The sequence below is a fragment of the Vibrio sp. 10N.222.49.A3 genome, from assembly GCF_041475145.1.
Classification (GTDB): domain Bacteria; phylum Pseudomonadota; class Gammaproteobacteria; order Enterobacterales; family Vibrionaceae; genus Vibrio; species Vibrio tasmaniensis_A.
The window spans coordinates 104669-127035 of record NZ_JBFRVM010000075.1 but is presented as its reverse complement, the minus strand read 5'-3'; the positions used below and the strand labels follow the sequence as shown (position 1 = coordinate 127035).

18 protein-coding genes are annotated in these 22367 nt (G+C 43.9%); 9 read left to right on the top strand and 9 right to left on the bottom strand.

Translation table 11 applies throughout. From position 1 onward, the window contains the following. Positions 1-268 precede the first annotated feature (268 nt). The gene (glyA, locus tag AB4589_RS14420; protein WP_017072688.1) at positions 269-1519 is read right to left on the bottom strand and encodes a serine hydroxymethyltransferase; all 1251 of its coding nucleotides are present in this window, start codon (positions 1517-1519) and stop codon (positions 269-271) included. Between the two features lie 347 nt (positions 1520-1866). Here glyA and AB4589_RS14415 point away from each other — a divergent pair, with 347 nt between their 5' ends. Continuing rightward, entirely contained in the window at positions 1867-2469 is a 603-nt protein-coding gene (locus AB4589_RS14415; protein WP_372100884.1) for a YitT family protein, read from the top strand. A gap of 180 nt (positions 2470-2649) precedes the next feature. Here AB4589_RS14415 and treC read toward each other — a convergent pair whose 3' ends face one another. The 5 genes from treC to gmhB form a co-directional block, all read right to left on the bottom strand. Then, the gene (gene treC, locus AB4589_RS14410) at positions 2650-4335 is read right to left on the bottom strand and encodes an alpha,alpha-phosphotrehalase (protein ID WP_372100882.1); all 1686 of its coding nucleotides are present in this window, start codon (positions 4333-4335) and stop codon (positions 2650-2652) included. Positions 4336-4475: 140 nt separating this feature from the next. Continuing rightward, positions 4476-5900 (bottom strand): PTS trehalose transporter subunit IIBC, encoded by a 1425-nt coding sequence (gene treB, locus AB4589_RS14405; protein WP_372100880.1) that lies wholly within the window; start codon positions 5898-5900, stop codon positions 4476-4478. A 204-nt stretch (positions 5901-6104) separates the two neighbouring features. Continuing rightward, the gene (gene treR, locus AB4589_RS14400) at positions 6105-7049 is read right to left on the bottom strand and encodes a trehalose operon repressor TreR (RefSeq protein ID WP_012604622.1); all 945 of its coding nucleotides are present in this window, start codon (positions 7047-7049) and stop codon (positions 6105-6107) included. Positions 7050-7139: 90 nt separating this feature from the next. After that, complete coding sequence (locus tag AB4589_RS14395) at positions 7140-7481, bottom strand: MliC family protein (protein WP_017096799.1); 342 nt, start codon at positions 7479-7481, stop codon at positions 7140-7142. A gap of 63 nt (positions 7482-7544) precedes the next feature. Next, on the bottom strand, positions 7545-8096 hold the full coding sequence (gene gmhB, locus AB4589_RS14390) for a D-glycero-beta-D-manno-heptose 1,7-bisphosphate 7-phosphatase (protein WP_012604624.1): 552 nt from the start codon (positions 8094-8096) through the stop codon (positions 7545-7547). Positions 8097-8336: 240 nt separating this feature from the next. On the opposite strand from gmhB, the gene metN reads away from it, so the two are divergent. The 3 genes from metN (at position 8337) to AB4589_RS14375 (ending at position 10920) form a co-directional block, all read left to right on the top strand. Beyond that, positions 8337-9371 (top strand): methionine ABC transporter ATP-binding protein MetN, encoded by a 1035-nt coding sequence (metN, locus tag AB4589_RS14385; protein WP_017096798.1) that lies wholly within the window; start codon positions 8337-8339, stop codon positions 9369-9371. After that, positions 9361-10044 carry a methionine ABC transporter permease gene (locus AB4589_RS14380; RefSeq protein WP_009847449.1) on the top strand — a complete coding sequence of 228 codons (684 nt, stop codon included), beginning with the start codon at positions 9361-9363 and terminating at the stop codon, positions 10042-10044. Before metN ends, AB4589_RS14380 begins: the two co-directional genes overlap by 11 nt. A gap of 66 nt (positions 10045-10110) precedes the next feature. Beyond that, entirely contained in the window at positions 10111-10920 is an 810-nt protein-coding gene (locus AB4589_RS14375) for a MetQ/NlpA family lipoprotein (protein WP_009847450.1), read from the top strand. Positions 10921-11037: 117 nt separating this feature from the next. On the opposite strand, the gene AB4589_RS14370 is transcribed toward AB4589_RS14375, so the two are convergent. Together AB4589_RS14370 and syd are read right to left on the bottom strand one after the other, a co-directional pair. Further along, positions 11038-11814 (bottom strand): Zn-ribbon-containing protein, encoded by a 777-nt coding sequence (locus AB4589_RS14370; RefSeq protein WP_012604630.1) that lies wholly within the window; start codon positions 11812-11814, stop codon positions 11038-11040. Between the two features lie 4 nt (positions 11815-11818). After that, a complete protein-coding gene (gene syd / locus AB4589_RS14365) occupies positions 11819-12364 on the bottom strand; it encodes a SecY-interacting protein (protein WP_009847453.1) in 546 nt (181 codons plus the stop codon). Between the two features lie 131 nt (positions 12365-12495). On the opposite strand from syd, the gene queF reads away from it, so the two are divergent. The 5 genes from queF to xni all read left to right on the top strand — a co-directional run bounded on the left by queF (position 12496) and on the right by xni (position 19886). After that, complete coding sequence (gene queF, locus AB4589_RS14360; RefSeq protein WP_372100878.1) at positions 12496-13341, top strand: NADPH-dependent 7-cyano-7-deazaguanine reductase QueF; 846 nt, start codon at positions 12496-12498, stop codon at positions 13339-13341. Positions 13342-13398: 57 nt separating this feature from the next. Further along, positions 13399-15657 carry a tetratricopeptide repeat protein gene (locus AB4589_RS14355; protein ID WP_372100876.1) on the top strand — a complete coding sequence of 753 codons (2259 nt, stop codon included), beginning with the start codon at positions 13399-13401 and terminating at the stop codon, positions 15655-15657. Positions 15658-15775: 118 nt separating this feature from the next. Further along, complete coding sequence (locus tag AB4589_RS14350) at positions 15776-17341, top strand: GGDEF domain-containing protein (RefSeq protein ID WP_009847456.1); 1566 nt, start codon at positions 15776-15778, stop codon at positions 17339-17341. A 262-nt stretch (positions 17342-17603) separates the two neighbouring features. Next, positions 17604-18971, top strand: coding sequence for a nucleotide 5'-monophosphate nucleosidase PpnN (ppnN, locus tag AB4589_RS14345; RefSeq protein ID WP_372100874.1), 1368 nt, complete (start codon positions 17604-17606; stop codon positions 18969-18971). 141 nt (positions 18972-19112) lie between these two features. Then, complete coding sequence (xni, locus tag AB4589_RS14340) at positions 19113-19886, top strand: flap endonuclease Xni (protein ID WP_372100872.1); 774 nt, start codon at positions 19113-19115, stop codon at positions 19884-19886. A gap of 201 nt (positions 19887-20087) precedes the next feature. Here the strand turns inward: xni and AB4589_RS14335 are convergent, their stop codons facing one another. Further along, a complete protein-coding gene (locus AB4589_RS14335; RefSeq protein ID WP_371726979.1) occupies positions 20088-22118 on the bottom strand; it encodes a TonB-dependent receptor in 2031 nt (676 codons plus the stop codon). Positions 22119-22367: the final 249 nt, after the last annotated feature.

Sequence of the window (22367 nt, the reverse complement as noted above, 5' to 3'; positions counted from 1 at the left end):
TAAGTGAACGGCATTACCCCAAAGGGGACCTTTAAATCAATTTCAAAGTAGTCGTTTGAAATTCTAGGAGAGCACGCGGAACTTACGGATGTAAGTGAGCATGCTCGACAACGACTTTATTACTTACGAATACAAAAAAGGCTCCCAACAGGAGCCTTTCAAATCGTATTTTTCAATCAAATATCTTTAGTTCAAGGAAAAGGCGCGGAGTTTACGAATGTAAATGAGCACCTTTGACACCGAAATTAAGCTATTTGAGCCAGAAAAATTATGCGTAAACAGGTAGACGCTTACAGATTTCTAGTACTTTCGCTTTAGTTGCTTCGATAACAGACTCATCACCCATGTTATCTAGGATGTCACACATCCAACCTGCTAGCTCTTTCGCATCTGCTTCTGAGAAACCGCGACGAGTGATAGAAGGAGAACCGATACGGATACCAGAAGTAACGAACGGGCTACGTGGATCGTTTGGTACTGAGTTCTTGTTAACTGTGATGTTAGCTGAACCTAGTGCTGCATCTGCTTCTTTACCTGTGATGTCTTTGTCGATTAGGTCAACTAGGAACAGGTGGTTCTCTGTAGAACCTGAAACGATGTTGTAACCGCGTGCTAGGAATTCAGCAACCATTGCTTTTGCGTTAGCAACAACGCGAGCTTGGTATTCTTTGAACTCTGGCTCTAGAGCTTCTTTGAACGCTACAGCTTTACCAGCGATAACGTGCATTAGAGGACCGCCTTGGCCGCCAGGGAATACTGCTGAGTTTAGCTTTTTGTAAAGATCTTCACCTTCGTTAGAAAGAATAAGACCACCACGAGGACCAGCAAGCGTTTTGTGCGTTGTAGTTGTTACAACGTGAGCGTGTGGAACTGGGTTCGGGTAAACGCCTGCAGCGATTAGACCGGCAACGTGAGCCATATCTACGAAGAAGTAAGCACCTACTTTGTCAGCGATTTCACGCATGCGCTTCCAATCACAAACTTGAGAGTAAGCTGAGAAACCACCGATGATCATCTTAGGTTTGTGCTCGATAGCTAGCGCTTCCATCTCTTCGTAATCGATTTGACCTGCTTCATCGATACCGTAAGGAATGATGTTGTAAAGCTTACCAGAGAAGTTTACTGGAGAACCGTGAGTTAGGTGACCACCGTGCGCTAGACTCATACCTAGAACAGTATCGCCAGCATTCAGTAGTGCCATGTATACAGCGTTGTTTGCTTGAGAACCTGAGTGAGGTTGTACGTTCGCGTATTGAGCGCCAAACAGTTCACATGCACGTTCGATTGCTAGAGTTTCAACTTTATCTACGAACTCACAACCACCGTAGTAACGCTTACCAGGGTAGCCTTCAGCGTATTTGTTTGTAAGTTGAGAACCTTGAGCTTCCATTACACGTGGGCTTGTGTAGTTTTCTGAAGCGATAAGTTCGATGTGCTCTTCCTGACGAAGAGTTTCTTCTTGGATAGCTGCGAATAGGTCCGCATCGTAATCAGCAATGTTCATGTCACGCTTAAGCATCTGTATCTCCTGACTCAGATTGTACTGAAAGTTTCAAAAAAACCACACAACGACCGAAAGCAAACGTTTCCGTCACCGTTTTGATGTGACGCATTCTACATAATTTGATCTAGGTCATAAAGAGCTAATTGCAATTTTATCATGCAGTTTTTTCATAATCACATATAAGATTCATCATGGTTATTAAGCTTATCCAACCAAAGATGACGCTTACTGTCAATTTTACGCTTTACACCCTGTAAAACGCAGATTACATAGGTTTACCTTAATTTTGCCCCTCAAGCTACCGAAAGCTAAGGTTTTTCTCTACTATGCACGCCTTTATTGGTTAGGTAATTATTAAAACGATGGAAAAACACTCACGTAAAGAAGATTGGGTAGCCATTCTCACTGGCACGTTTTTAGTGGCGTTAGGCGTCTTCTTTTTACAGTCAGCGAACCTGCTTACCGGTGGTACTACTGGCTTGGCTCTGCTTTTGAGTCAATTCTTACCTGTAACCTTCGGTATTTTGTACTTTGTGGCCAACTGTCCATTCTATTTATTAGCTTGGAAACGATTTGATCGTAGCTTTGCCATTAGCAGTGCAATTGCAGGCGCTTTAGTCTCGGTATTTGCTGATCATTTATACTTAGTGATCTCGCTAGAAGTTCATAACGAGATCTACTGTGCTGTTGCCGGTGGTCTGTTAATGGGCTTAGGTATGCTTATCCTATTCCGTCATCGCTCGAGCTTGGGTGGCTTCAACGTATTGTGTTTGTTTATCCAAGACCGCTACGGCATATCAGTAGGAAAAACTCAGATGTGCATTGATGCTTGTATTCTGTTTGCATCGTTCTTCTTTGTATCACCTTGGGTGATTGCCGTATCTGTATTAGGCACCGCAGTATTGAACATCGTATTGGCAATGAACCACAAACCAACTCGCTACTCGGTGAATTACGCGTCTTAGCGTTCATTACCTGCTCTGTCGTTACTGATACTCGATACGCAAGCTTTTCGCAAGCAAACTCGAGGCACGATAAATCCATACATCAGTAAAACAAAAAGGCTTTGGGAAGCACTCCAAAGCCTTTGTAGAGGCCTAATTCTTAAGGGGAATAGAATTAGGCTTATAGAAACAGAAACAAGGTTAATCTTCAATCAAGAGAATACGAGTCTCGTAAGGTCGTAGCACTTGATGATGAGACGTAACTAAACTCTCGTTCACCTGATAATTGGATAACAGGCTCTTAGCCTTCATCATCTCAAAACGCTCAGGTAAAACGCACTCTGTTTCTTCGCCATAATAGTTATTAATACACAGCAGAGTTTGCCCTTCACTCTCACGAACATACGCAAATACAGATAAATGCTCAGGCAATAGATCTTGATAGCTACCATCCGTAATCACCGGTAGCTGTTTACGTAACTCAATCAAAGCCTTGTAAAAGTAAAATACAGAGTCTTTATCTTCCAACGCTTGCTCGGCGTTGATTTCAGTGTAGTTATTCGCCACATCAAGCCATGGTTGAGCTTGTGAGAATCCGGCGTAAGGCTCACTGTTCCACTGCATTGGCGTACGAGAGTTATCACGAGATTTCTGCGCTAAAATCGCCATCATATCTTGATGAGCCACACCATCACGGTTCACCATGATATCGTACATGTTGGTGCTCTCTACATCACGATATTGGCTAATCTCGGTGTAACCCGGGTTAGTCATGCCAATCTCTTCACCTTGATAGATATAAGGTGTGCCTTGCATCATGTGAACCGAGGCGGCAAGCATCTTGGCTGATTCAACGCGATATTGTTGATCGTTACCTAAACGGCTCACTACTCGTGGTTGGTCATGGTTACACCAGAATAGTGCGCCCCACCCTTTTCCATTCAAGCCAGTTTGCCAATGATTGAAGATCGATTTGAGCTGTAAGAAGTCAAACGGCGCATTGGTCCACTTCTCACCATTAGTGTAATCAACCTTAAGGTGGTGGAAGTTAAACACCATCGATAACTCGCTATTATCAATGTTTGAGTACTGCTGACAATGTTCCAGCGTGGTTGAAGACATCTCACCAACCGTCACGCTACCGTATTTCTGGAAGACTGCTTCGCTGATTTCTTTCAGGTATTCGTGTACTCGTGGGCCATCGGTATAGAAACGACGACCATCACCGATATCATCATTTGGGAAATCTTGCTGCTTTGAAATCAGGTTGATTACATCTAAACGGAAACCATCAACGCCCTTCTCAGCCCAGAAGCTGATGACGTCTTTTACTTCTTCACGTACAACAGGATTCTCCCAGTTAAGGTCTGCCTGTTCTTTGGCAAATAAATGCAGGAAGTATTGCCCAGTGGCCTCATCCATTTCCCAAGCATTACCACCAAACTTAGACTGCCAGTTAGTTGGTGCTTGACCGTTCACTGGGTCTTTCCAGATGTAGTAGTCGCGGTATGGGCTGTTTTTGTCACCCAGTGCAGACTGAAACCATGCATGCTCTGTTGAAGTATGGTTTACCACGATATCCATCACGATACGGATACCACGTTGATGCGCTTCAGACAGCAATAAGTCGAAGTCTTCCATGGTGCCGAATTGAGGGTTAATCGTGTAGTAGTCTGAGATATCGTAACCGTTGTCGATCATGGGTGACGCGTAAACTGGGGTTAGCCAAATCGCATCCACGCTCAAATGTTTGAGGTAATCCAGTTTCGAAATGATTCCTTTGATATCGCCAGTACCTTTACTGCCACTGTCACAAAAACTCTTTGGGTAGATTTGATAGATGGTTGCGGTTTTCCACCAACTTTCATCATGCTCAGTCATCGCCATCTCTAACACTCACTTACCAGAAAATATAAATAAAAAATCACCATGTGAATCATGGTCGAATAGCCGTTATAACTAAAAGAAAAAGCTATAACTAAGGGAAAAAGCGATGACTTGCTTGAAGTCATCGCTTGCTAAATGCATTACGCGTTGGCGGTTTCTAGCTCGCCTTTCATCTGTGCTCGTTTATAGAAGAACAATGTCAGCGTTATCGGTAGTACAACCGCCACCAGCATCGCGACTAAGTAAATCGACCAATATTGAGGTTGAATCGATAAGATACCCGGCAAGCCACCAACACCGATACCATTCGCCATCACACCTGCACTACCGCAGATTGCAGCCGCTGCGGCACTGCCGATCATTGCGCTCAGCATTGGGAATTTGTATTTAAGGTTGATGCCGTACATCGCTGGTTCCGTCACACCTAAGTACGCAGAGATTGCCGCAGGTACCGAGATGTCTCGTTCGCCTTCGCGCTTACTCAAAATGATGATGCCGACAACCGCTGAAGCTTGTGCAATGTTTGATAGCGCAATCAAAGGCCAGATTGGTGTGCCACCTAAGTCTTGCATCAGTTGTAAGTCCACAGCGTTGGTTGTGTGGTGAATACCCGTAATAACCAAAGGTGCGTATAGGAAGCCAAAGACCACTGAACCAAGAACCGCGAAGTCACCTGTCATTGCCACTTTGGCAGCGAATGCCACACCATCACCCAACATACGACCGAATGGGCCAATAAAGGCGTGAGCCAGAGTCACAGACAAGATGATCGAGACAAATGGCACGACAACTAGGTACAGATAAGAGGGTACAATGCGCTTAAGGTTGGTCTCAATGAAAGCCAGAGCCACGCCCGCTAACATTGCAGGGATCACCTGAGCTTGATAACCGACTTTCTCAATCACGAACAAACCAAAGTCCCACACCTCAGGTACCGATTTACCTATCATGTAAGCGTTCATCAATTGTGGGGAAACCAAGGTCACACCGAGCGTGATACCCAAAATAGGGGTTCCGCCGAGTTTCTTAACCGTTGCCCAACACACACCAACCGGTAGGAAGAAGAAAATCGCTTCGCCAATCAACCATAAGAAAGAGTGAACGGTTGCCCAAAATTGGCTGATCTCAACCAAGGTTTTGCCGTCGAACATGCGAATGTCGCCAATCACATTACGGAAACCAAGAATCAAACCACCAGTAATAATGGCAGGCAGCAGTGGTACGAAAATTTCGGCTAAATGGGAGATACCACGCTCAAGGAAGTTCATGTTCTGGCGAGCAGCCAACTTCGCCTCATCTTTTGATGATGCATCTTTGCCAGTTTGCTCAATCAAAAGTGCGTACACCTCATCAACCTCGGTGCCAATAACCACTTGGAATTGACCTGCGTTAGTAAAGCAACCTTTTACCAGCTTAAGCTTCTCTAATTCTGCTTTGTTCGCTTTTTCTGTATCATTCAATACAAAACGCAGTCGAGTCAGACAATGGCTGACACTCGCAATATTCTCTTTGCCACCGACTAACTCGATAAGACGCGCAACGTCTTGCTTCGCTATCTTACTCATACTACCCCACCCTGGTTTCATTCAATTACTCACCTAAACCATGCAGCGATAGCCACTCGGATTTAGATTGATGGGAACATTCCCATTTACCGTTATTATAATGCCCACATGAATGATAAATTAAAATGGGAACAGTCCCATTAATTGAAAGAGATCACACTCTAATTTTAATCTAAGCGGTTCAATTTCGCTTGATTGAGTGGATTATAGAATAGGTGATTGAGTGTGATGAGAGATCTCTGCATTGCCTAAAAGCTGAGAGATCAATAGATTAGCGGCCAATTTACCCGCAGATTGATACCCAGGGTCAATACTAAATACTCGCGGAAACAAGAAAGAGAGAAGATCATTGCCACCAACACCGGTCACCACCACATCTTCACGTTGTAGTTCTTGCAGACGTTTGATTACACCAAGAGCCAATGTGTCGCTAGCACAAACAAGTGCTTGAGTGGTAGGAGTCAGTACCTCATCCACCAGCTGATACGCACTTTCATGATGAAGTTGGCCAGTACGATAATTGGCAATCACTCCAGCGCTTTCACACCACTCGAGATAGGCCTTAAGACGCAGTTCACCTGTTGATTTATCGCTAGGATCGACGCCAATGAAACCAACCTCAGAGATTCCCTGCTCTGCTAGATGCGTTAACGCACTATTGATCACCTGTTGGTTATCATAGTTAATCGACGTCACGTTCTCGGTATCCAGAGCAATCACCACCGCTTTGTGTTCCCAAGCTTCAATGGCAGGAATATCACAGTCAGTAAAACCAAACACAATGATGCCATCTACATTGCGACGCTTGAGAACCTGCAGATGCTCATTGGCTTTTTCTCTATCAAGCTGACTTTCCATGATCACGACATCGTAATCCGCTCGATACAATTCGGCCAGCATCGTACTTACCGCTTTGTTTTCAGAGGGGGAATCCAGACGAGAGATAATGACACCGATGACTTTTTGACTGCCACCACGCATCGACTGCGCAGACTTCGAAGGCGTGTACCCAGATTCTTGAATGACTCTTTCCACCCTTTCACGGGTTTCAGGTTTTACTTTGGGATCATTGGTCAGAACGCGAGATACGGTAGACTTACCAACACCGGACAGCTTAGCAATATCGAGAATAGTGAGTTTTTTGCTCATAAAAAGTCTGACGTTAAAGGGAAGATAAAGAAAAAGTGAGGGCGAACTCCCTCACTTAACTGTTTGTAAATCCTAGTAGATAACTATGACCTACTTTCGGCAGTTTTTATAGATAACACGACCAAGTTCTAGACGTGCATTGTCACCTTTAGTTCGTAAAGTTACGCTATTGATCAGTTCAGAGGTTCCATCATCTAAGATATACTTCGTTCCTGAGCCTGCCGCTATTTGAGTGAGGCGATATTCATTCTCGGGTAAACGTAATACCGCTTTTTCATCACCAAGGTAAGCAACCTTAAATGAAGCGTCAGACTCACATTGATAAGTCACGAATTGATCGTCCGATACTGCGCTCTCAGTCTCAGGAGCTGCTGATTTAGAGCATCCGAATAACGCTACCGTACATAGAGATGCTATCAACAATGCTTTCATACTGCGTTCCTCATCTTTATATAGTGAATAACACTTATATCTAAGTGAAAGAGACTTAGTGTCTTAACCTTTTAAGAATGCTGGTACATCTTTAATACTGTCAAGCACGACACTTGCAAGCGCTTCACCTTTTTCAGTGATTGGCTTACCGGTTCTTACCAGTACTTTAGTGCCAACACCCGCCGCTTCTGCAGCCATCATGTCTTCAGCTTTATCGCCGATCATGACCGAGTTAGCCATATCAATCTTCAGAAAGTCACGCGCAGAAATGAACATGCCTGGCTTTGGCTTACGACATTCACAATCTTGTTTGTAGTCACCAACACCGTGCTCAGCGTGGTGCGGGCAGTAATAAATACCATCTAGCTCAACGCCGTTATCAACAAAGTTCCAATCCATCCACTGCGTTAGAGAAAGAAAACGGTCTTCACTAAACATGCCGCGAGCAATACCAGATTGGTTGGTCACTAACACCAATAAATAACCCATATCTTTAAACGCTTTCGCCGCTTCAAACACACCATCGATGTATTCAAAGTCATGTTCATCATGTACGTAGCCGTGATCAACGTTAATCACACCATCACGATCTAAAAAAACAGCAGGTTTAGACAAAATTCAGTTCTCTATCAGCTCTCTATTAATCATTAATTATTACACGCTTTATTTGCTTCATCACTATCTATTTAGTTTTGCGTTCGTTAACGATTTGTTTCTAGTTTAACTTCGCAACTCGCGTTTAGCCGTCTAGACGTAAAAATATCTATTGACTTAGATCATAGAACACCATAGCATCATCTGTAAATCGAGTGAGTCATCAATATATTATTCTGTTCTACCTGCACGGGTTTCTCTATGATTAAAGTGAATCAAGTCAATAAGGTTTTTTATCAAGGCACTAAAGAAATCAATGCCTTAATTGATATCAACCTCCACATTCCTCAAGGTCAAATCTTTGGAGTCATCGGCTCTTCAGGTGCAGGCAAAAGTACCCTTATCCGTTGTGTAAACATGTTGGAAGCTCCAACGTCAGGTGAAGTGATTGTTGACGGTATCGACCTGACAAAACTCAGCAAATCAGAACTTAGCGAAGCACGCCGTAACATCGGCATGATATTCCAACACTTCAATCTGCTGTCTTCTCGTACTGTATTTAACAACGTAGCACTGCCTTTAGAGCTTGCTGGTAGAGATAAAGCTGCGATTGAAGCGAAAGTGAGTGAACTACTTGAGCTTGTCGGCCTATCGGATAAGCGTGATACCTACCCTGCGAACTTAAGTGGTGGTCAAAAGCAGCGTGTCGCGATTGCTCGTGCGCTAGCTTCAGACCCGAAAGTACTACTGTGTGATGAAGCGACCAGTGCTCTGGATCCAGCAACGACTCAATCTATTCTTGAGCTGCTACGTGAAATCAACCGCAAGCTACACATCACGATCCTACTTATTACGCACGAGATGGACGTAGTTAAGAGCATTTGTCACGAAGTCGCGATCATTGGCGGTGGCGAGCTAGTAGAGAAAGGTACAGTTGGCGACATATTCGCACACCCTAAGACAGAGCTAGCACATCAGTTTATTCGCTCAACGCTAGACCTATCTATCCCTGAAGATTATCAAGCGCGTTTGCAAGAAACTCGTGTTAACAGTAGCTACCCATTAGTACGTCTTGAGTTTACTGGTGCAACGGTTGATGCTCCGCTGATGACGCAAATTGCTCGTAAATTCAATATCGATGTCAGCATCTTAAGCTCTGACCTCGATTACGCCGGCGGCGTGAAGTTCGGCATGATGGTCGCTGAGCTGTTCGGTAACGAAGCCGATGATAATGCTGCTATCCAATTCCTACGCGACAACAATGTAAAAGTAGAGGTGCTTGGTTATGTCCTTTAGTTTCAACGAGATTGCTGACTGGATCAGCCTTAACGGCAACCTTCTATTGGAAGCAACAGGCGAGACACTTTACATGGTTGCTGTTGCTGGCATCGTTGGTTTCGCTGTCGGTATTCCATTAGGCGTTATTCTACACACGACTAAAAAAGGTGGCCTGTTAGAGAACACCAAGCTAAACAAAATTCTTGGTGCGGTTGTGAACGTGGGCCGTTCTGTGCCTTTCTTAGTACTGATGGTAGCGATCATCCCTCTCACTAAGATGCTGATTGGTACCTTCATCGGTACAACCGCAGCGATTGTTCCGCTGACGATTGGTGCTATCCCATTCGTAGCTCGACTTATCGAGAGTGCACTACTTGAAGTACCAACAGGTCTAGTGGAAGCAGCTCAGTCAATGGGCGCAACACCCACACAAATCATCAATAAGGTTCTGCTTCCTGAAGCACTGCCGACTATCATCAACTCAGTGACGATTACGCTAGTGACTCTTGTGAGTTACTCGGCAATGGCTGGAACTGTGGGTGGTGGTGGCCTAGGTGATGTCGCGATTCGTTACGGATTTCACCGCTACGATGTGACCATTATGGCAGTAACAGTCGTCATGTTGATTGTGCTAGTACAAATTATTCAATCAATCGGTGATTCATTAGTTCGCCGCGTTGACCACAGATAACGACTTACAGACCAAAATCAAAGTCGTATGAACCAAATTAAATAGATTTATTAAAAGGAGATTATTATGAAATTTAACCTTAAAGGTTTACTTACTATTGCAGCAGCAGCTTCAGCGCTAGTACTAGCAGGTTGTGGTGATAAAGAAGTCGATACTTCTAAGATCAAAGTTGGCGTAATGGCAGGTGCAGAAGCACAAGTTGCTGAAGTAGCAGCTAAAGTCGCGAAAGAGCAATACGGCCTGGATGTTGAACTGGTCACTTTTACGGATTATGTAACACCTAACGCAGCGCTAGATGATGGTTCTATCGACATCAATGCATTCCAACACACGCCGTACCTAGATCAGCAAGTGGCTGACCGTGGTTACAAGCTAACGGTTGCTGGTAACACTTTTGTTTACCCTATTGCAGGTTACTCTAAAGAAGTTAAATCGGTAGACGAAATCCAAGATGGTGCTCGTATCGCTGTACCAAACGATCCAACAAACCTAGGTCGTTCTCTACTGCTTCTTGAGCAGCAAGGTTTACTTGAACTTCGTGAAGGTGCAGGTCTTCTAGCTACCGTTCGTGACATCGTTGGTAACCCTAAGAACCTAACGATTGTTGAACTAGACGCAGCTCAACTGCCACGTTCTCTTGATGATGTGACGTTATCTATCATCAACACTACTTACGCGAGCTCTATCAACCTGACTCCACAAAAAGACGGCGTATTCGTTGAAGACAAAGATTCTCCATACGTGAACCTAATCGTTTCTCGTGAAGACAACCTAAATGCAGAAAACGTACAAAACTTCGTTAAAGCATATCAAACTGAAGAAGTGTACAACGCAGCTTCTGACATCTTCCAAGGTGGCGTAGTTAAAGGTTGGTAATCAGCTTAAATAGACACTTATAGATACCGAAAGGGGCTGACTCAATGTCAGCCCCTTTTTAAATGATGAAAGTTTGCTAGAAAGTAAAGCTTCTCAGGGGGAATCAAACGAAGTCGATTACTTGAGGTGATCCCAAGAAATGTTGGATACCAGACGGCAATCATCACACTTGAAATAGAAAATATCGTGGATCGGCGCATCTAACAGCCATTCACCACCACATTGTGGGCATTTGCGCTCTTTTTCATCTTTCAGGCTGATCCCACCAACACGATATAAGTAGTAGTAAGTTGGAATCTTAGTCAGAAATTCAATGCGCCCTCTTAGACCCCAACCGCGTTTAAACAGCACACTCTTGGTATCACTGATCTCGGTTAGCGTTGCATGTTCAGCACGGCAACCACCACCCATTTGCACTTCATCACAGGCTTGCCATTCGGTCTGCCATTTCAGTACGGCTTTATGATCGCCATTAAATGTCGGCGGGTTGCGATATAGTGGGATAGGTAACAAGCTATCGCCGCTGCGCAGCGGTGAACAAGTGTGTACGAATGTCGTGTATAACACCTGCCAACTTGGTGTTTCATCTTCGGCTACTTCTTCGGAATTAAGGTCTCGGCCAAGCAGACGCATCTTAGGCGCTAATAAACTCGCCGCAGATAAGCGCTCGAAACAGACTTTGACGAAGTCTGAATGATTACGTGGGTGTAAGCTATCTTGCTCCGGACACACAACGCGAACATAGAATTCACCGTCGCCCATCACGATTGGAAACTCACGACCTAACACTTGTCCGTTATAACGAAGAGCATCCATTAAGCCATTAACCGCCTTATCGACAGCGCTTACCGTTGTGTTATCAAAACACTCAAATTGAAGTTCTAGTACGTACATCTATTTATACCGCTGGTTGTAGCTTTTCTAAAAATTCTGCCAATGTCTCGGCTAGTACATCACGATTTTTGGTGCCTAAGCGCTCTAGGATCACGTTCCCCGTTAGGTTACAGATAGAGATAACATCCAGTTCAGCATCAGTCGCAGCAATGAAAACCGTTGGTTTTAGCTTCAAACGACGCTGAGTCACTAGGTGACCTAAGATGTTTTCTTGTAGGCATTCGAAATCTTCATCACTCCAAATCTGTAACAAAGTCAGTTCGTTACCATCAAAAGTCGCGTTCATATCCGCACTAAATTGTGCGCCGTAGAAAGTCTTAACGTCTTCATGCAGAGTCAGTTCAATACCCGTTTCAACATTGGTGAAATCTGCGAATTGCTCACGTGGATAGTGTTTCCACAACACGGCATCACCACTCTTTTCTTCTACGCATGGCGATACAATGTCCACCAACTCCTCATTACGAGGTAAGCTTTGGTGTTGCTGCTGCCACGCGTCAACGTATCGCTGACTGAAAGAAAGTAGTGCGTCTTGAGCGCGTTGAGTCATGAAAATCTCCTAAACACAAAATAATAAATAGAATCCGAGCCCTTTCCGTGCCGATTAAGCGATGACTTAATGACAGGGTAATGGGGATTCAGTAAAATCGACCCCATTCTAATCGAATTTGAAACGAAAGTATGAGCAAATATTCTGACGCAAAAGAGCTAGCGGGTTTAACCCTAGGCCAAAAAACTGAGTACTCTAACCAATACGATGCAAGTTTATTGCAACCAGTACCTCGTAGCCTCAATCGTAATGATCTTGCGCTAAACGGAGAGTTACCTTTTGTCGGTCATGATATTTGGACGATGTACGAGCTTTCGTGGCTAAACACCAATGGCTTACCACAAGTGGCTGTTGGTGAAGTGTTCATTCCGGCAACTAGCCAAAATTTGATTGAGTCAAAATCTTTCAAGCTGTACCTAAACAGCTACAACCAAACTCAGTTTGAAAACTGGGATCAATTCACTGAGCGTCTAACTCAAGATTTGTCAGCATGTGCAGGCGAATCTGTGATTGTGAATGTAAATTCAGTAACCGATTACACCAACCAACCTATCGTGACGATGGAAGGTGACTGTATCGACAATCAAGACATCCAAATCACGAGCTATGATTTTGAAGCGTCACTGCTTGAAGGGGCTGCTGGCGAGCAAGAAGTAGAAGAAACTCTACATAGTCACTTATTGAAGTCAAACTGCTTAATTACCAATCAACCGGATTGGGGCAGCGTAGAGATCGCATATTCCGGAAAGCAAATTGACCGTGAAGCTCTGCTACGCTATTTAGTTTCTTTCCGCGAGCATAACGAATTCCACGAACAATGTGTTGAGCGTATCTTCACTGACATCATGAAATACTGTGCACCATCGAAGCTAACCGTATTTGCACGTTACACGCGTCGTGGCGGTCTGGATATCAATCCATACCGTTCAACTGAGCAAGATAGACCAAGCCACAATAAGCGTATGGCTCGCCAATAATCGGCGTGAACCGCCCAAACTTATTTGAACCTACAAAATCTTTAAAGGGACATTGAAATGCGTTGGTTATACGTTGTTAGTCTATTCATTTTAAGCTTAAGCACATCGGTTAATGCGTCGGTCTATTCGTCGGCGCTCCTCAATGAAGCCAATAACTTGGTTGAGATAGAACCGAGTCAAGCAAAACGAATAGCCAACAGCTACCTAACGCTACGTATCCTTTCAGATCAACGCGAGAAGAGCCCGTCAGCTATTTCTCGTGAAGAGGCCGATTCTTCAATTAGAACCCCAAACAGCAGTATCGATGCGTATAAGATCTTAGCGAAAGCAGAGTTTAATCAGGGCAACATTCGTATTGCGATTCAGCACATCGACAAAGCCTCTGAACTAGCAAAAACCTATAAACTTGAGTATCTAAAGTTGGATCTGGAAATACTCAAAGTTAGGTTACTTTGGCTTACGGACAGAAAATCTGCCCAAGCAGAATCAGAGCTAAAAAAAATAGAAACAAGCTTAGAGTCGGTTAATAAAACCTTACGTCTGACGGAAGGAATTACCTATCGCTTAATCATGTTGAAAGCCGACATTTCCTCTTATAACAACAACGTAGGGGAAGCAGAAAAACTCTATCAAGAAGCAAAAACTTACCTAGAACAGCGTCACTCGGAAAAAGTCGTCATTGATTATCACATCACCGTCGGCGAGTTTTATCTTACCCATAAAGAGTACAACCATGCACTATCTGAGTTATTGTACGGCTACTGGAAATCAGTAGAAGGTAACCTGAGTTCGCGCTTGGCCAAAGTAAACCGCCTACTTGCACAGCTTTTCTTTGAACGCCAAGTATTAGATAAAGCTCTAGAGCACCTGTCTCAAGCTGCTGACTTTTACGATAATTTTGAAAGCTCTCCCATATTAGCGCAAGTACTAAAAAAGATGGGGGATGTGTACTTCAATCAAGGCAAATATAACCTTGCCCTCGTGCACTTTTTCAATGTCCTTGATCATGAGAGTACAGACCGAGACATCTACCAAGTCATTGACATTCGTCTAAGTTTATCTGCGACTTACTTACGACTTTATAACTACCCTCTAGCCGAGCAATACCTAGCACGAGCTCTTGAACTGCTGGAGTATTCCGACATTCCTAAATTGGAAGGCCGCGCTGCACTCTTATCCGCAGGTTTGGCATACCACCTACAAGAAAGCGAAGATGTAATTAAGCATGCGACACGTGCGCTCAAGATTTCGCGTCAGGTAGAAAACATGCGCCTGTCGCAACACTCCTACCACTTGCTCTCTTTAGGTTATGAGCAAGCAGGGCGTCCACAACAAGCGCTAGCAAATCTCAAACAATACAATATCCTTGTCTCTTTGGAACAACAAAAACTCAACCGTGTTGGTGAAGACGCATTCCGCCAACAAAAAGAGTTTGCCGAGCAAACGCTCCACTATGCAGGTCAAGAACAAGAATTAGAGAAATACAAACTTGAGCACCATAAGTTCCAGAAAATATCGTTCGCCTTATTTTTGTTCAGCATTGTCTTGTTCTTCTTTGTGCTACGCCGAGGCTACATCATTCAAACCTTAGTCACGGAAATGGATTCACTGCGTACCGACCTATTTACACACTCACGCTCAAAGCTTCCAAATCTAAGAATGCTGAACGCGAAGCTATCAAATTCTCTAGAACAAACCAGCCAAAACTTCGAACAATGGCAACTTGGTGAGTTGATTCATGAACCACTCAACGACCGTTTACGCTTTGTGATGATAGATTTACCGTTCCTACGCAATATGTACACTCAGAACGGTTATAAAGCAGGTTTAGAGCTCGAAGATGCTTTCGGCGAGTTCCTTAAATCTAAGCTTGAAGGTCCTGCGCGCGTCTACCACTTCTCGGATGCAAACTTGCTTTATATCGAACCAAATGCTGACCGTGATACATCGCCTGAGGCTATGTTTAGAAAGATTCAATCTTGGATTAATCACTTCGAACCAGAGCGAAACATTAATCGAACCGTCCGCATGGGCATCGCTGACTACCCGTTCTTGCCACGCGCTTATACCGCGATTAACGACCAAGAGCTGCTCGATGTACTATTAATGTCGACCAACCTGGCACGTGAAATCAGCCTCAAAGAACGCAGTAGCCAATGGGTTTACCTTAAAGCCATCGACAATGCCCCCGCAGCAAGCCTTGCAACGGGTAACATAAGAGAGGCTTGTAAACATGCGATTAATCAAGGGTTAATAAAGATACAATCCTCACACCAGAATGAGGACAATATCAAAAAAATGCTAAAAGATGACTGATTTGCGAGCGGTTAAACGTCGTAGGTCGTGACCTTATTTTTAGTTTTGTTATTATCAAGGTCACGGAATTTCATCTATACGATCGAGTACGATCTACGCGGCGCTAATTAATACATCTATGGGCATTCTTGAAAAAGACATTCAGGCGCAACTCCACCAGCTGAAATATCAGTTGGATCAAGTCCGCTTGACGCAAAGAGATACCTCGTTCAAATTTATTCGAGAACAAAAAGTTCTCAAGCGTATCGTTGCGTCTTTAAGTGATGCATGTGTTGGCAGCAACACTCATTTAGATGAAAATCTCATTGCCCTTAGGGAAGAGCTCGAAAAGCAAAAAGACATTAGCTCAATGATCCCCAAGTTGGCAGTATTAGAAAGGATGCTCAAGCAAAAAACGTTGGCTATGGATAAACAGAACGGATATCTGGATGATAGTATTAAGCACAGTGGGGAAACGCTGCAGCGTATAACTGGCCTTCCGGCTCAGCTAAAGCGCGATCTAAGAAACTTACTTAGCTTCTCCGAGTGTCATGGCAGTCAAAAAGTCGACCATGCGATGAAGCTTCTCAGCATTTATGAGCGTGCCATTAAGATTATGGCAAACAACTCACGCACTCATTTTGCCGACGTAGATCAATCAACTGAACAAGAACTCCTTTCCGAACTATCAAACGAATTACAACACCTGATCACTGAACTCGACTTCGAGGGTGAATCGGGGGATCTACTGACCGATATTAGAGCGAAGCTACTACTTGGTGTTTCAACACAAAACCTACTTGAGCTAGCACTTCAAATCCTCAAACTGGTGATTGATGGCACGAGCCTAGAGCGTAAGCAGTCTGAACAATTTATCGAACAACTCAATTCCTCGCTCGCTTCTAGTATCAAAACAGCAGATCAAAACGCCGACCAGAGCCAAAGCTATTTTGAACATCGCCAAGGTCTTAATTCTGAGTTGAATGAACTTGTTACTAAGAGCCAAAGCTCTGTTGATAAAGCAACGGATATTGATAACTTAAAACTTTCGATAAACCCGCTGCTCAGTGAAATTGCCTCTCTTTCAGAAAGACTGAATCACGCAGAACAGAAAGAACAAGCTCTAATAGAAAGAATGAGCTACGGAAAAAACCAATTAGATTCGCTCTATGAAGTCACCCAAGATTACCGCAAGCGTCTAGAAGATCAGGCTCAGCGTATGCTGCTTGACCCTCTGACTAAGATCTACAACCGTACCGCCTTCACCGATCGTTTAGAGTTAGAATATCGTCGCTGGATTCGCGCACAACACTCACTAAGAGTCGTGCTGCTAGATATCGATAACTTCAAAGCAATTAACGATAGCTTTGGCTATACCGCTGGTGACAAAGCACTCAAGATCATCGCAAGAGCGATCACCAAAGAAATTGGTACTACCGATACTGTCGCTCGCTTTTCTGGTGAAGAGTTCATCTTACTACTTCCCGAGCAAAGCGATGAATATTGCCATCAAGTGACTCAAAGCATCCAGAATCAAGTCAGCCGCTTACCTTTCAAATTCCGTGACCAACAAATCACAATTACCTTGTGCGCGGCAAGTACTCCGTTTAAAGAGTCAGACACACCTGAAGAAGTATTAGAGCGACTCAATAAAACACTAAACAAAGCCAAACAGCGCGGTAACAACCAACTTGTTTGGGACTAAGACAGCCCTAGATTTAATTTATTTCATTTTTTCAAATACTTATCACATACCATATCCCTCAATGTTTGCTAAGCTAATGATTAACATTCGCTTAACAAGCATTCTTGGCAAGCAATGCTGTATTTAAAAGAGCAACGCTGTAGTAATCGTTTCGTCTGGTTAATTCTCTCGCCTTTAACCAAACACTTTCAACGTTAGCTTCTCATCTCGAACTAAAGGGCCACTTCCAACCTCCCCTAGTTCTTTTCAACAAGGAGGCACTATGATCACTCATATCAGCCCTGCCGGTAGCATGGATTTACTCTCTCAACTTGAAGTTGAGCGTCTTAAGAAAACCGCATCTAGTGATCTGTACCAGCTTTATCGTAACTGTACGTTAGCGGTACTCAACTCGGGTAGCCACACCGACAACTCCAAAGAGCTGCTCGATAAATATCAATCGTTTGATGTTGAGGTCGTCCGTCGTGAGCGCGGGATCAAACTCGAACTGAGCAACCCTCCAGAACATGCCTTTGTGGATGGTGAAATCATCAAGGGTATCCAAGAACACCTATTCTCGGTGCTGCGTGACATTGTCTACGTCAACATGCATCTTGCAGACAACCAAAGACTCAACCTGACTAATGCCACTCATATTACCAACCTTGTGTTTGGTATCTTGAGAAATGCAGGTGCACTTACGCCAGGTATCGAACCTAACCTGATCGTGTGCTGGGGTGGTCATTCAATTAATGCCACTGAATACCAATACACTCGTGAAGTGGGTAATGAACTTGGCCTACGTGAACTAAACATCTGTACCGGTTGTGGACCGGGGGCAATGGAAGGGCCAATGAAAGGAGCTGCAATTGGTCACGCGAAACAGCGCTATACAGACCACCGTTACTTAGGGCTAACTGAACCATCAATCATTGCGGCTGAGCCACCAAACCCGATAGTGAACGAACTGGTGATCATGCCAGATATCGAGAAGCGTCTTGAGGCATTCGTTCGTATGGCGCATGGCATCATTATTTTCCCCGGTGGTCCAGGTACGGCTGAGGAGCTGCTGTATATCTTAGGGATCATGATGCACCCAAATAACGTCGACCAACCCATGCCGATTGTTTTAACAGGTTCAAAAGAGAGTGAAGCTTACTTCCGTTCTATCGACAAGTTCATCGGCGAAACCTTAGGGCCTGATGCGCAAAAACACTATGAGATCGTGATTGATGACCCAGCACGCGCTGCGAAAATCATGAAACAGGCAATGCCAGATGTACGCTCTCACCGTAAAGAGACTGGCGATGCCTACAGCTACAACTGGTCACTGCATATTAAACCTGAGTTCCAACTGCCATTCGACCCTACACATGAATCTATGGCGGCGCTTGATCTGCATATGGATCAGAAAACAGAAAGCCTTGCGGCGAATCTACGTAAAGCCTTCTCTGGAATTGTGGCAGGTAACGTCAAAGCTGAAGGTATTTTGGAGATAGAGAAACATGGCCCCTTCCTGATTGATGGCGACAAAGAGCTGATGACAAAAATGGACCAGCTGCTGAATGACTTTGTTGAACAGCATCGAATGAAACTGCCGGGCGGCACTGACTATGTTCCTTGCTATAAAATTATGCCTAGCAGCGAATAACGGCAAGTAACTGATAACAAGCCACAAGTATAAAGTTAAACAAGTCATGACGTTTACGTCACCAAAGTTTCAACTCACCAAGTGATACGTTACTATAAGGGGCTAGCAGCCCCTTATTTATTGCCTATTTAGTGGAAACTTATGTCTATCCATCTTGTTATTATCGATGCCTTGAACCTCATCCGACGCGTGCACTCTGTTCAGCCGGACCCAACCGATATTGCAAGAACCATCACCACGACTGCTCGTACTCTTAATCGCATCCTAAACGAATCAAAACCCACTCATATCATTGCGGTATTTGATCATCATTTACAAGATCGAGGTTGGCGCGCGGAAGTCCTTCCCGCTTATAAGCAAAACCGTAAGCCGATGCCAGAACCATTGATGAAAGGTCTCGATGCGATTCAACAAGCTTGGTGGGAATTAGGGATTGATTCACTGCTGTCTGATGGCGATGAAGCGGATGATCTCGTCGCAACATTGGCAAAGAAAGTCGCTGACCACGGAGAAACCGTCACTATCATTTCCACGGATAAGGGCTACTGCCAACTGTTGTCACCAACGCTTCAGATCCGTGATTATTTCCAGCACCGTTGGTTAGATAAGCCCTTTATCGAAGCGGAATTTGGCGTAAAACCAGAGCAACTGGCAGATTACTGGGGATTAACGGGCGTCAGCTCAAGCCACGTCCCCGGAATTCCAGGTATAGGACCAAAAGCTGCCAAAGAGATATTAACGACATACCCTGATATCGAAACTGCATTCCTAGCTGAAGACCTACCGAAAAAGTATCGTAAGAAATTCGATGAGCATATCGAGTCGGCTCGCGTATGTAAGCTCGTTTCTGCACTCAAAACAGACATTGATTTAGGTTTTAATCTGCAAGATATTCGCTACGAAGCTGTATCTTAATCCGACGTTACGAACTTTGTCATTAGAAGCTAAGTGTTATAAATTAATAACTTATAAATCAACAAATTAGAAGTTCAATCATTAGAAAACAGAAAAGCCTTAGTCTGAACTAAGGCTTTTTTGTTGTTTCATTTTAAGACGAAACATTGCACTTATACTGATAACTCTCTATTTCTAGAGTAACTTTCAGCTAAGAGCAGATTAGAAGCTATAAGCGATAGAAGCTTTAAAGTTACGACCCGCTTCATAGCTGGTGTACTTTTCTGAACCCCAAGAGATACCAAAACCAGTATGCTCAGCGTACTTCTTATCAAGCAGGTTATCGATACCAAGGTTCATCTCTAGGTCTTTAGCAAACGTCGGTGTGTAAGCCGCCCAAATGTTGTGCGTTGCGAAGCCAGAGCGTTTGATCTCTTTGCCTTTTTCGTTCTCGTAATCGTTCCCCGGAACAAAGCGTGAATCCCAACCAAACACAAACTCACTGTTTAGGCTGTAGTTAAAGCCCGCTTTGAAGTTATGAATGCCGGTTTTATTCATGTGACTTGTCTTGCCGTTTTTCAGGCTCTTTTGCTCACCATCAGAGTAAGAGTGGTTAGCGTAAACACTTAATGCATCTAACTGATAGCTCAATACTGTCTCTACACCCCAAACTTCAACATCATACTTATTCGATAATGTTGCGTTGTTCTTAGTTGGGTGCATTTGGTTATCAAGGTCGTAGGTATAAGCCGTGAAACCTAGAATCGCGTAATCAGCCGCAAGCAAACGTGTTAGCTCGTAATCAAAGCCCGCTTCGTAGTTATTACCCGTCATCGCCTTAGTATCAGACTGCTTAACTTTACTTGGTGCTTTCATCGTTAGCGTTTCTGGTAGTGACGCGCCTTTAAACAGACGACCGTAACCCACACGAAGTTTTAGATTTTCCGTTGTTTGGTATTCACCTTTGAACTTTGGAGATAGCTGATCAAACTCGCCCTTATACACGCCACCCAGTTTATGAACGTCGTAACGAAGACCTGTTGTCAGACGGAAATCGCTGAATTCGTACATATCTTGTAGATACAGACCGTAAGCCGTCACCGTACCACCATCCATGCTGTACTTCTCAGTTTGGCCTTGCTTAGTACCGCTTAGATATACGCCTTCACCAGCATCAATCCATTGCTTGGCTTTGTAGCCCTCAAGGCCATAAGTAAGCTCATGCTCACCAACCCAAGAAACGTTACGAATGTCACCACCAATGGTTGTTACATTGTATTCACGCTTAGGGTAAGACATTTTGCCATCTTTGAACCATTTACCTGCCGGTGTTTTGCCCCAAGCGGTACCTTCAAGAGCATCACGATCCATGTATTGACGGTTGTAGTAAACATTACTTTTCAGATGAACTAGATCACTACCTGCATCGTATTCGTGCTGTAGCGTCACTGTATCGCGATTAAGCGAATGATAGTCGTGTTTATCGTCGGCATACAGAGCACCCGCCTTTTCGCCAGAAAGCTGACGCGTACCACCATCACTGTATCGGTTGAAAGTCAGTTTAAATTCATTGGCATCATTAGGAATGAAAACAACTTTAGCCAAACCCGACTTAAGCTCACCCTGCTTAGAGGTTACCGCTTCTTGATCTGGAATGTGCAGATCGCCATCTTCTGAATAGTTCGCAATACCCATGAACTGTAGCTTGTCGTTCACTTTTGCATACACAGCAACGTTGGTTGCAAAACGCTCATAAGCTGTTTGATAGCTTGTTTTTACTCGAGCACCAACGCTTTCACCCGGCTTAAGAAGATCGCTTGGGTCTTTCGTTTCGTAGCTAAATGAACCATTGATAGCACCAGAACCTGACAGTGCAGAGTTACCACCTAATTCAATTTCAGCTCTTTTTAGCATTGCAGGATCAATCGCTTGGTCACCAGAGTGGTGGAAAAGCTGACCTTCTTGTCGCGCACCATCAATAGTCACTACGGCAAATTTGTCTTCCATACCACGTACAAATACTTTGCGAGAGTAACGTGCGTTCCCGTCAACCGTAACGCTAGGCATTGTATTCAAAACATCTTTGATGTCTGATGCTTGCTTCTTTTCCAGTGTGTCAGAGTTGATTTCAGTCTGAATCAATTGGTCAAGGGCAGAACCGATAACGACTACGGTTTCTGGTTCGTCGGCAGCAAATGCTGTAAATGAGGTTAAGGCAACCGTAACGGCCACTGATAGTGCTTTAAGTTTCATAATGCGACTTATATTTTATAGAATTAAGTAAAAGTGCACGAATGGTACACGACACTAATAACAATGTTAATAGTAATAGTTATCATTTACATTCTTTACTTACATTTACTTACTTATAATAAAATACAATTTGATTAGGATGTTCTTGCTGTAATTTACTGCTGAATTTTAAATAAACCCTTCTTCGTTTCATCGCTGAACTAGGTAGCCGTAAGTATCAATAGCTTACGGCTTTTTTGTCTCATATCG

Coding starts and splice junctions, on each gene's coding strand:
- glyA (WP_017072688.1), bottom strand. CDS start 1,519: ATGCTTAAGCGTGACATGAACATTGCTGATTACGATGCGGACCTATTC.
- AB4589_RS14415 (WP_372100884.1), top strand. CDS start 1,867: ATGGAAAAACACTCACGTAAAGAAGATTGGGTAGCCATTCTCACTGGC.
- treC (WP_372100882.1), bottom strand. CDS start 4,335: ATGGCGATGACTGAGCATGATGAAAGTTGGTGGAAAACCGCAACCATC.
- treB (WP_372100880.1), bottom strand. CDS start 5,900: ATGAGTAAGATAGCGAAGCAAGACGTTGCGCGTCTTATCGAGTTAGTC.
- treR (WP_012604622.1), bottom strand. CDS start 7,049: ATGAGCAAAAAACTCACTATTCTCGATATTGCTAAGCTGTCCGGTGTT.
- AB4589_RS14395 (WP_017096799.1), bottom strand. CDS start 7,481: ATGAAAGCATTGTTGATAGCATCTCTATGTACGGTAGCGTTATTCGGA.
- metN (WP_017096798.1), top strand. CDS start 8,337: ATGATTAAAGTGAATCAAGTCAATAAGGTTTTTTATCAAGGCACTAAA.
- AB4589_RS14380 (WP_009847449.1), top strand. CDS start 9,361: ATGTCCTTTAGTTTCAACGAGATTGCTGACTGGATCAGCCTTAACGGC.
- AB4589_RS14375 (WP_009847450.1), top strand. CDS start 10,111: ATGAAATTTAACCTTAAAGGTTTACTTACTATTGCAGCAGCAGCTTCA.
- AB4589_RS14370 (WP_012604630.1), bottom strand. CDS start 11,814: ATGTACGTACTAGAACTTCAATTTGAGTGTTTTGATAACACAACGGTA.
- syd (WP_009847453.1), bottom strand. CDS start 12,364: ATGACTCAACGCGCTCAAGACGCACTACTTTCTTTCAGTCAGCGATAC.
- queF (WP_372100878.1), top strand. CDS start 12,496: ATGAGCAAATATTCTGACGCAAAAGAGCTAGCGGGTTTAACCCTAGGC.
- AB4589_RS14355 (WP_372100876.1), top strand. CDS start 13,399: ATGCGTTGGTTATACGTTGTTAGTCTATTCATTTTAAGCTTAAGCACA.
- AB4589_RS14350 (WP_009847456.1), top strand. CDS start 15,776: ATGGGCATTCTTGAAAAAGACATTCAGGCGCAACTCCACCAGCTGAAA.
- ppnN (WP_372100874.1), top strand. CDS start 17,604: ATGATCACTCATATCAGCCCTGCCGGTAGCATGGATTTACTCTCTCAA.
- xni (WP_372100872.1), top strand. CDS start 19,113: ATGTCTATCCATCTTGTTATTATCGATGCCTTGAACCTCATCCGACGC.
- AB4589_RS14335 (WP_371726979.1), bottom strand. CDS start 22,118: ATGAAACTTAAAGCACTATCAGTGGCCGTTACGGTTGCCTTAACCTCA.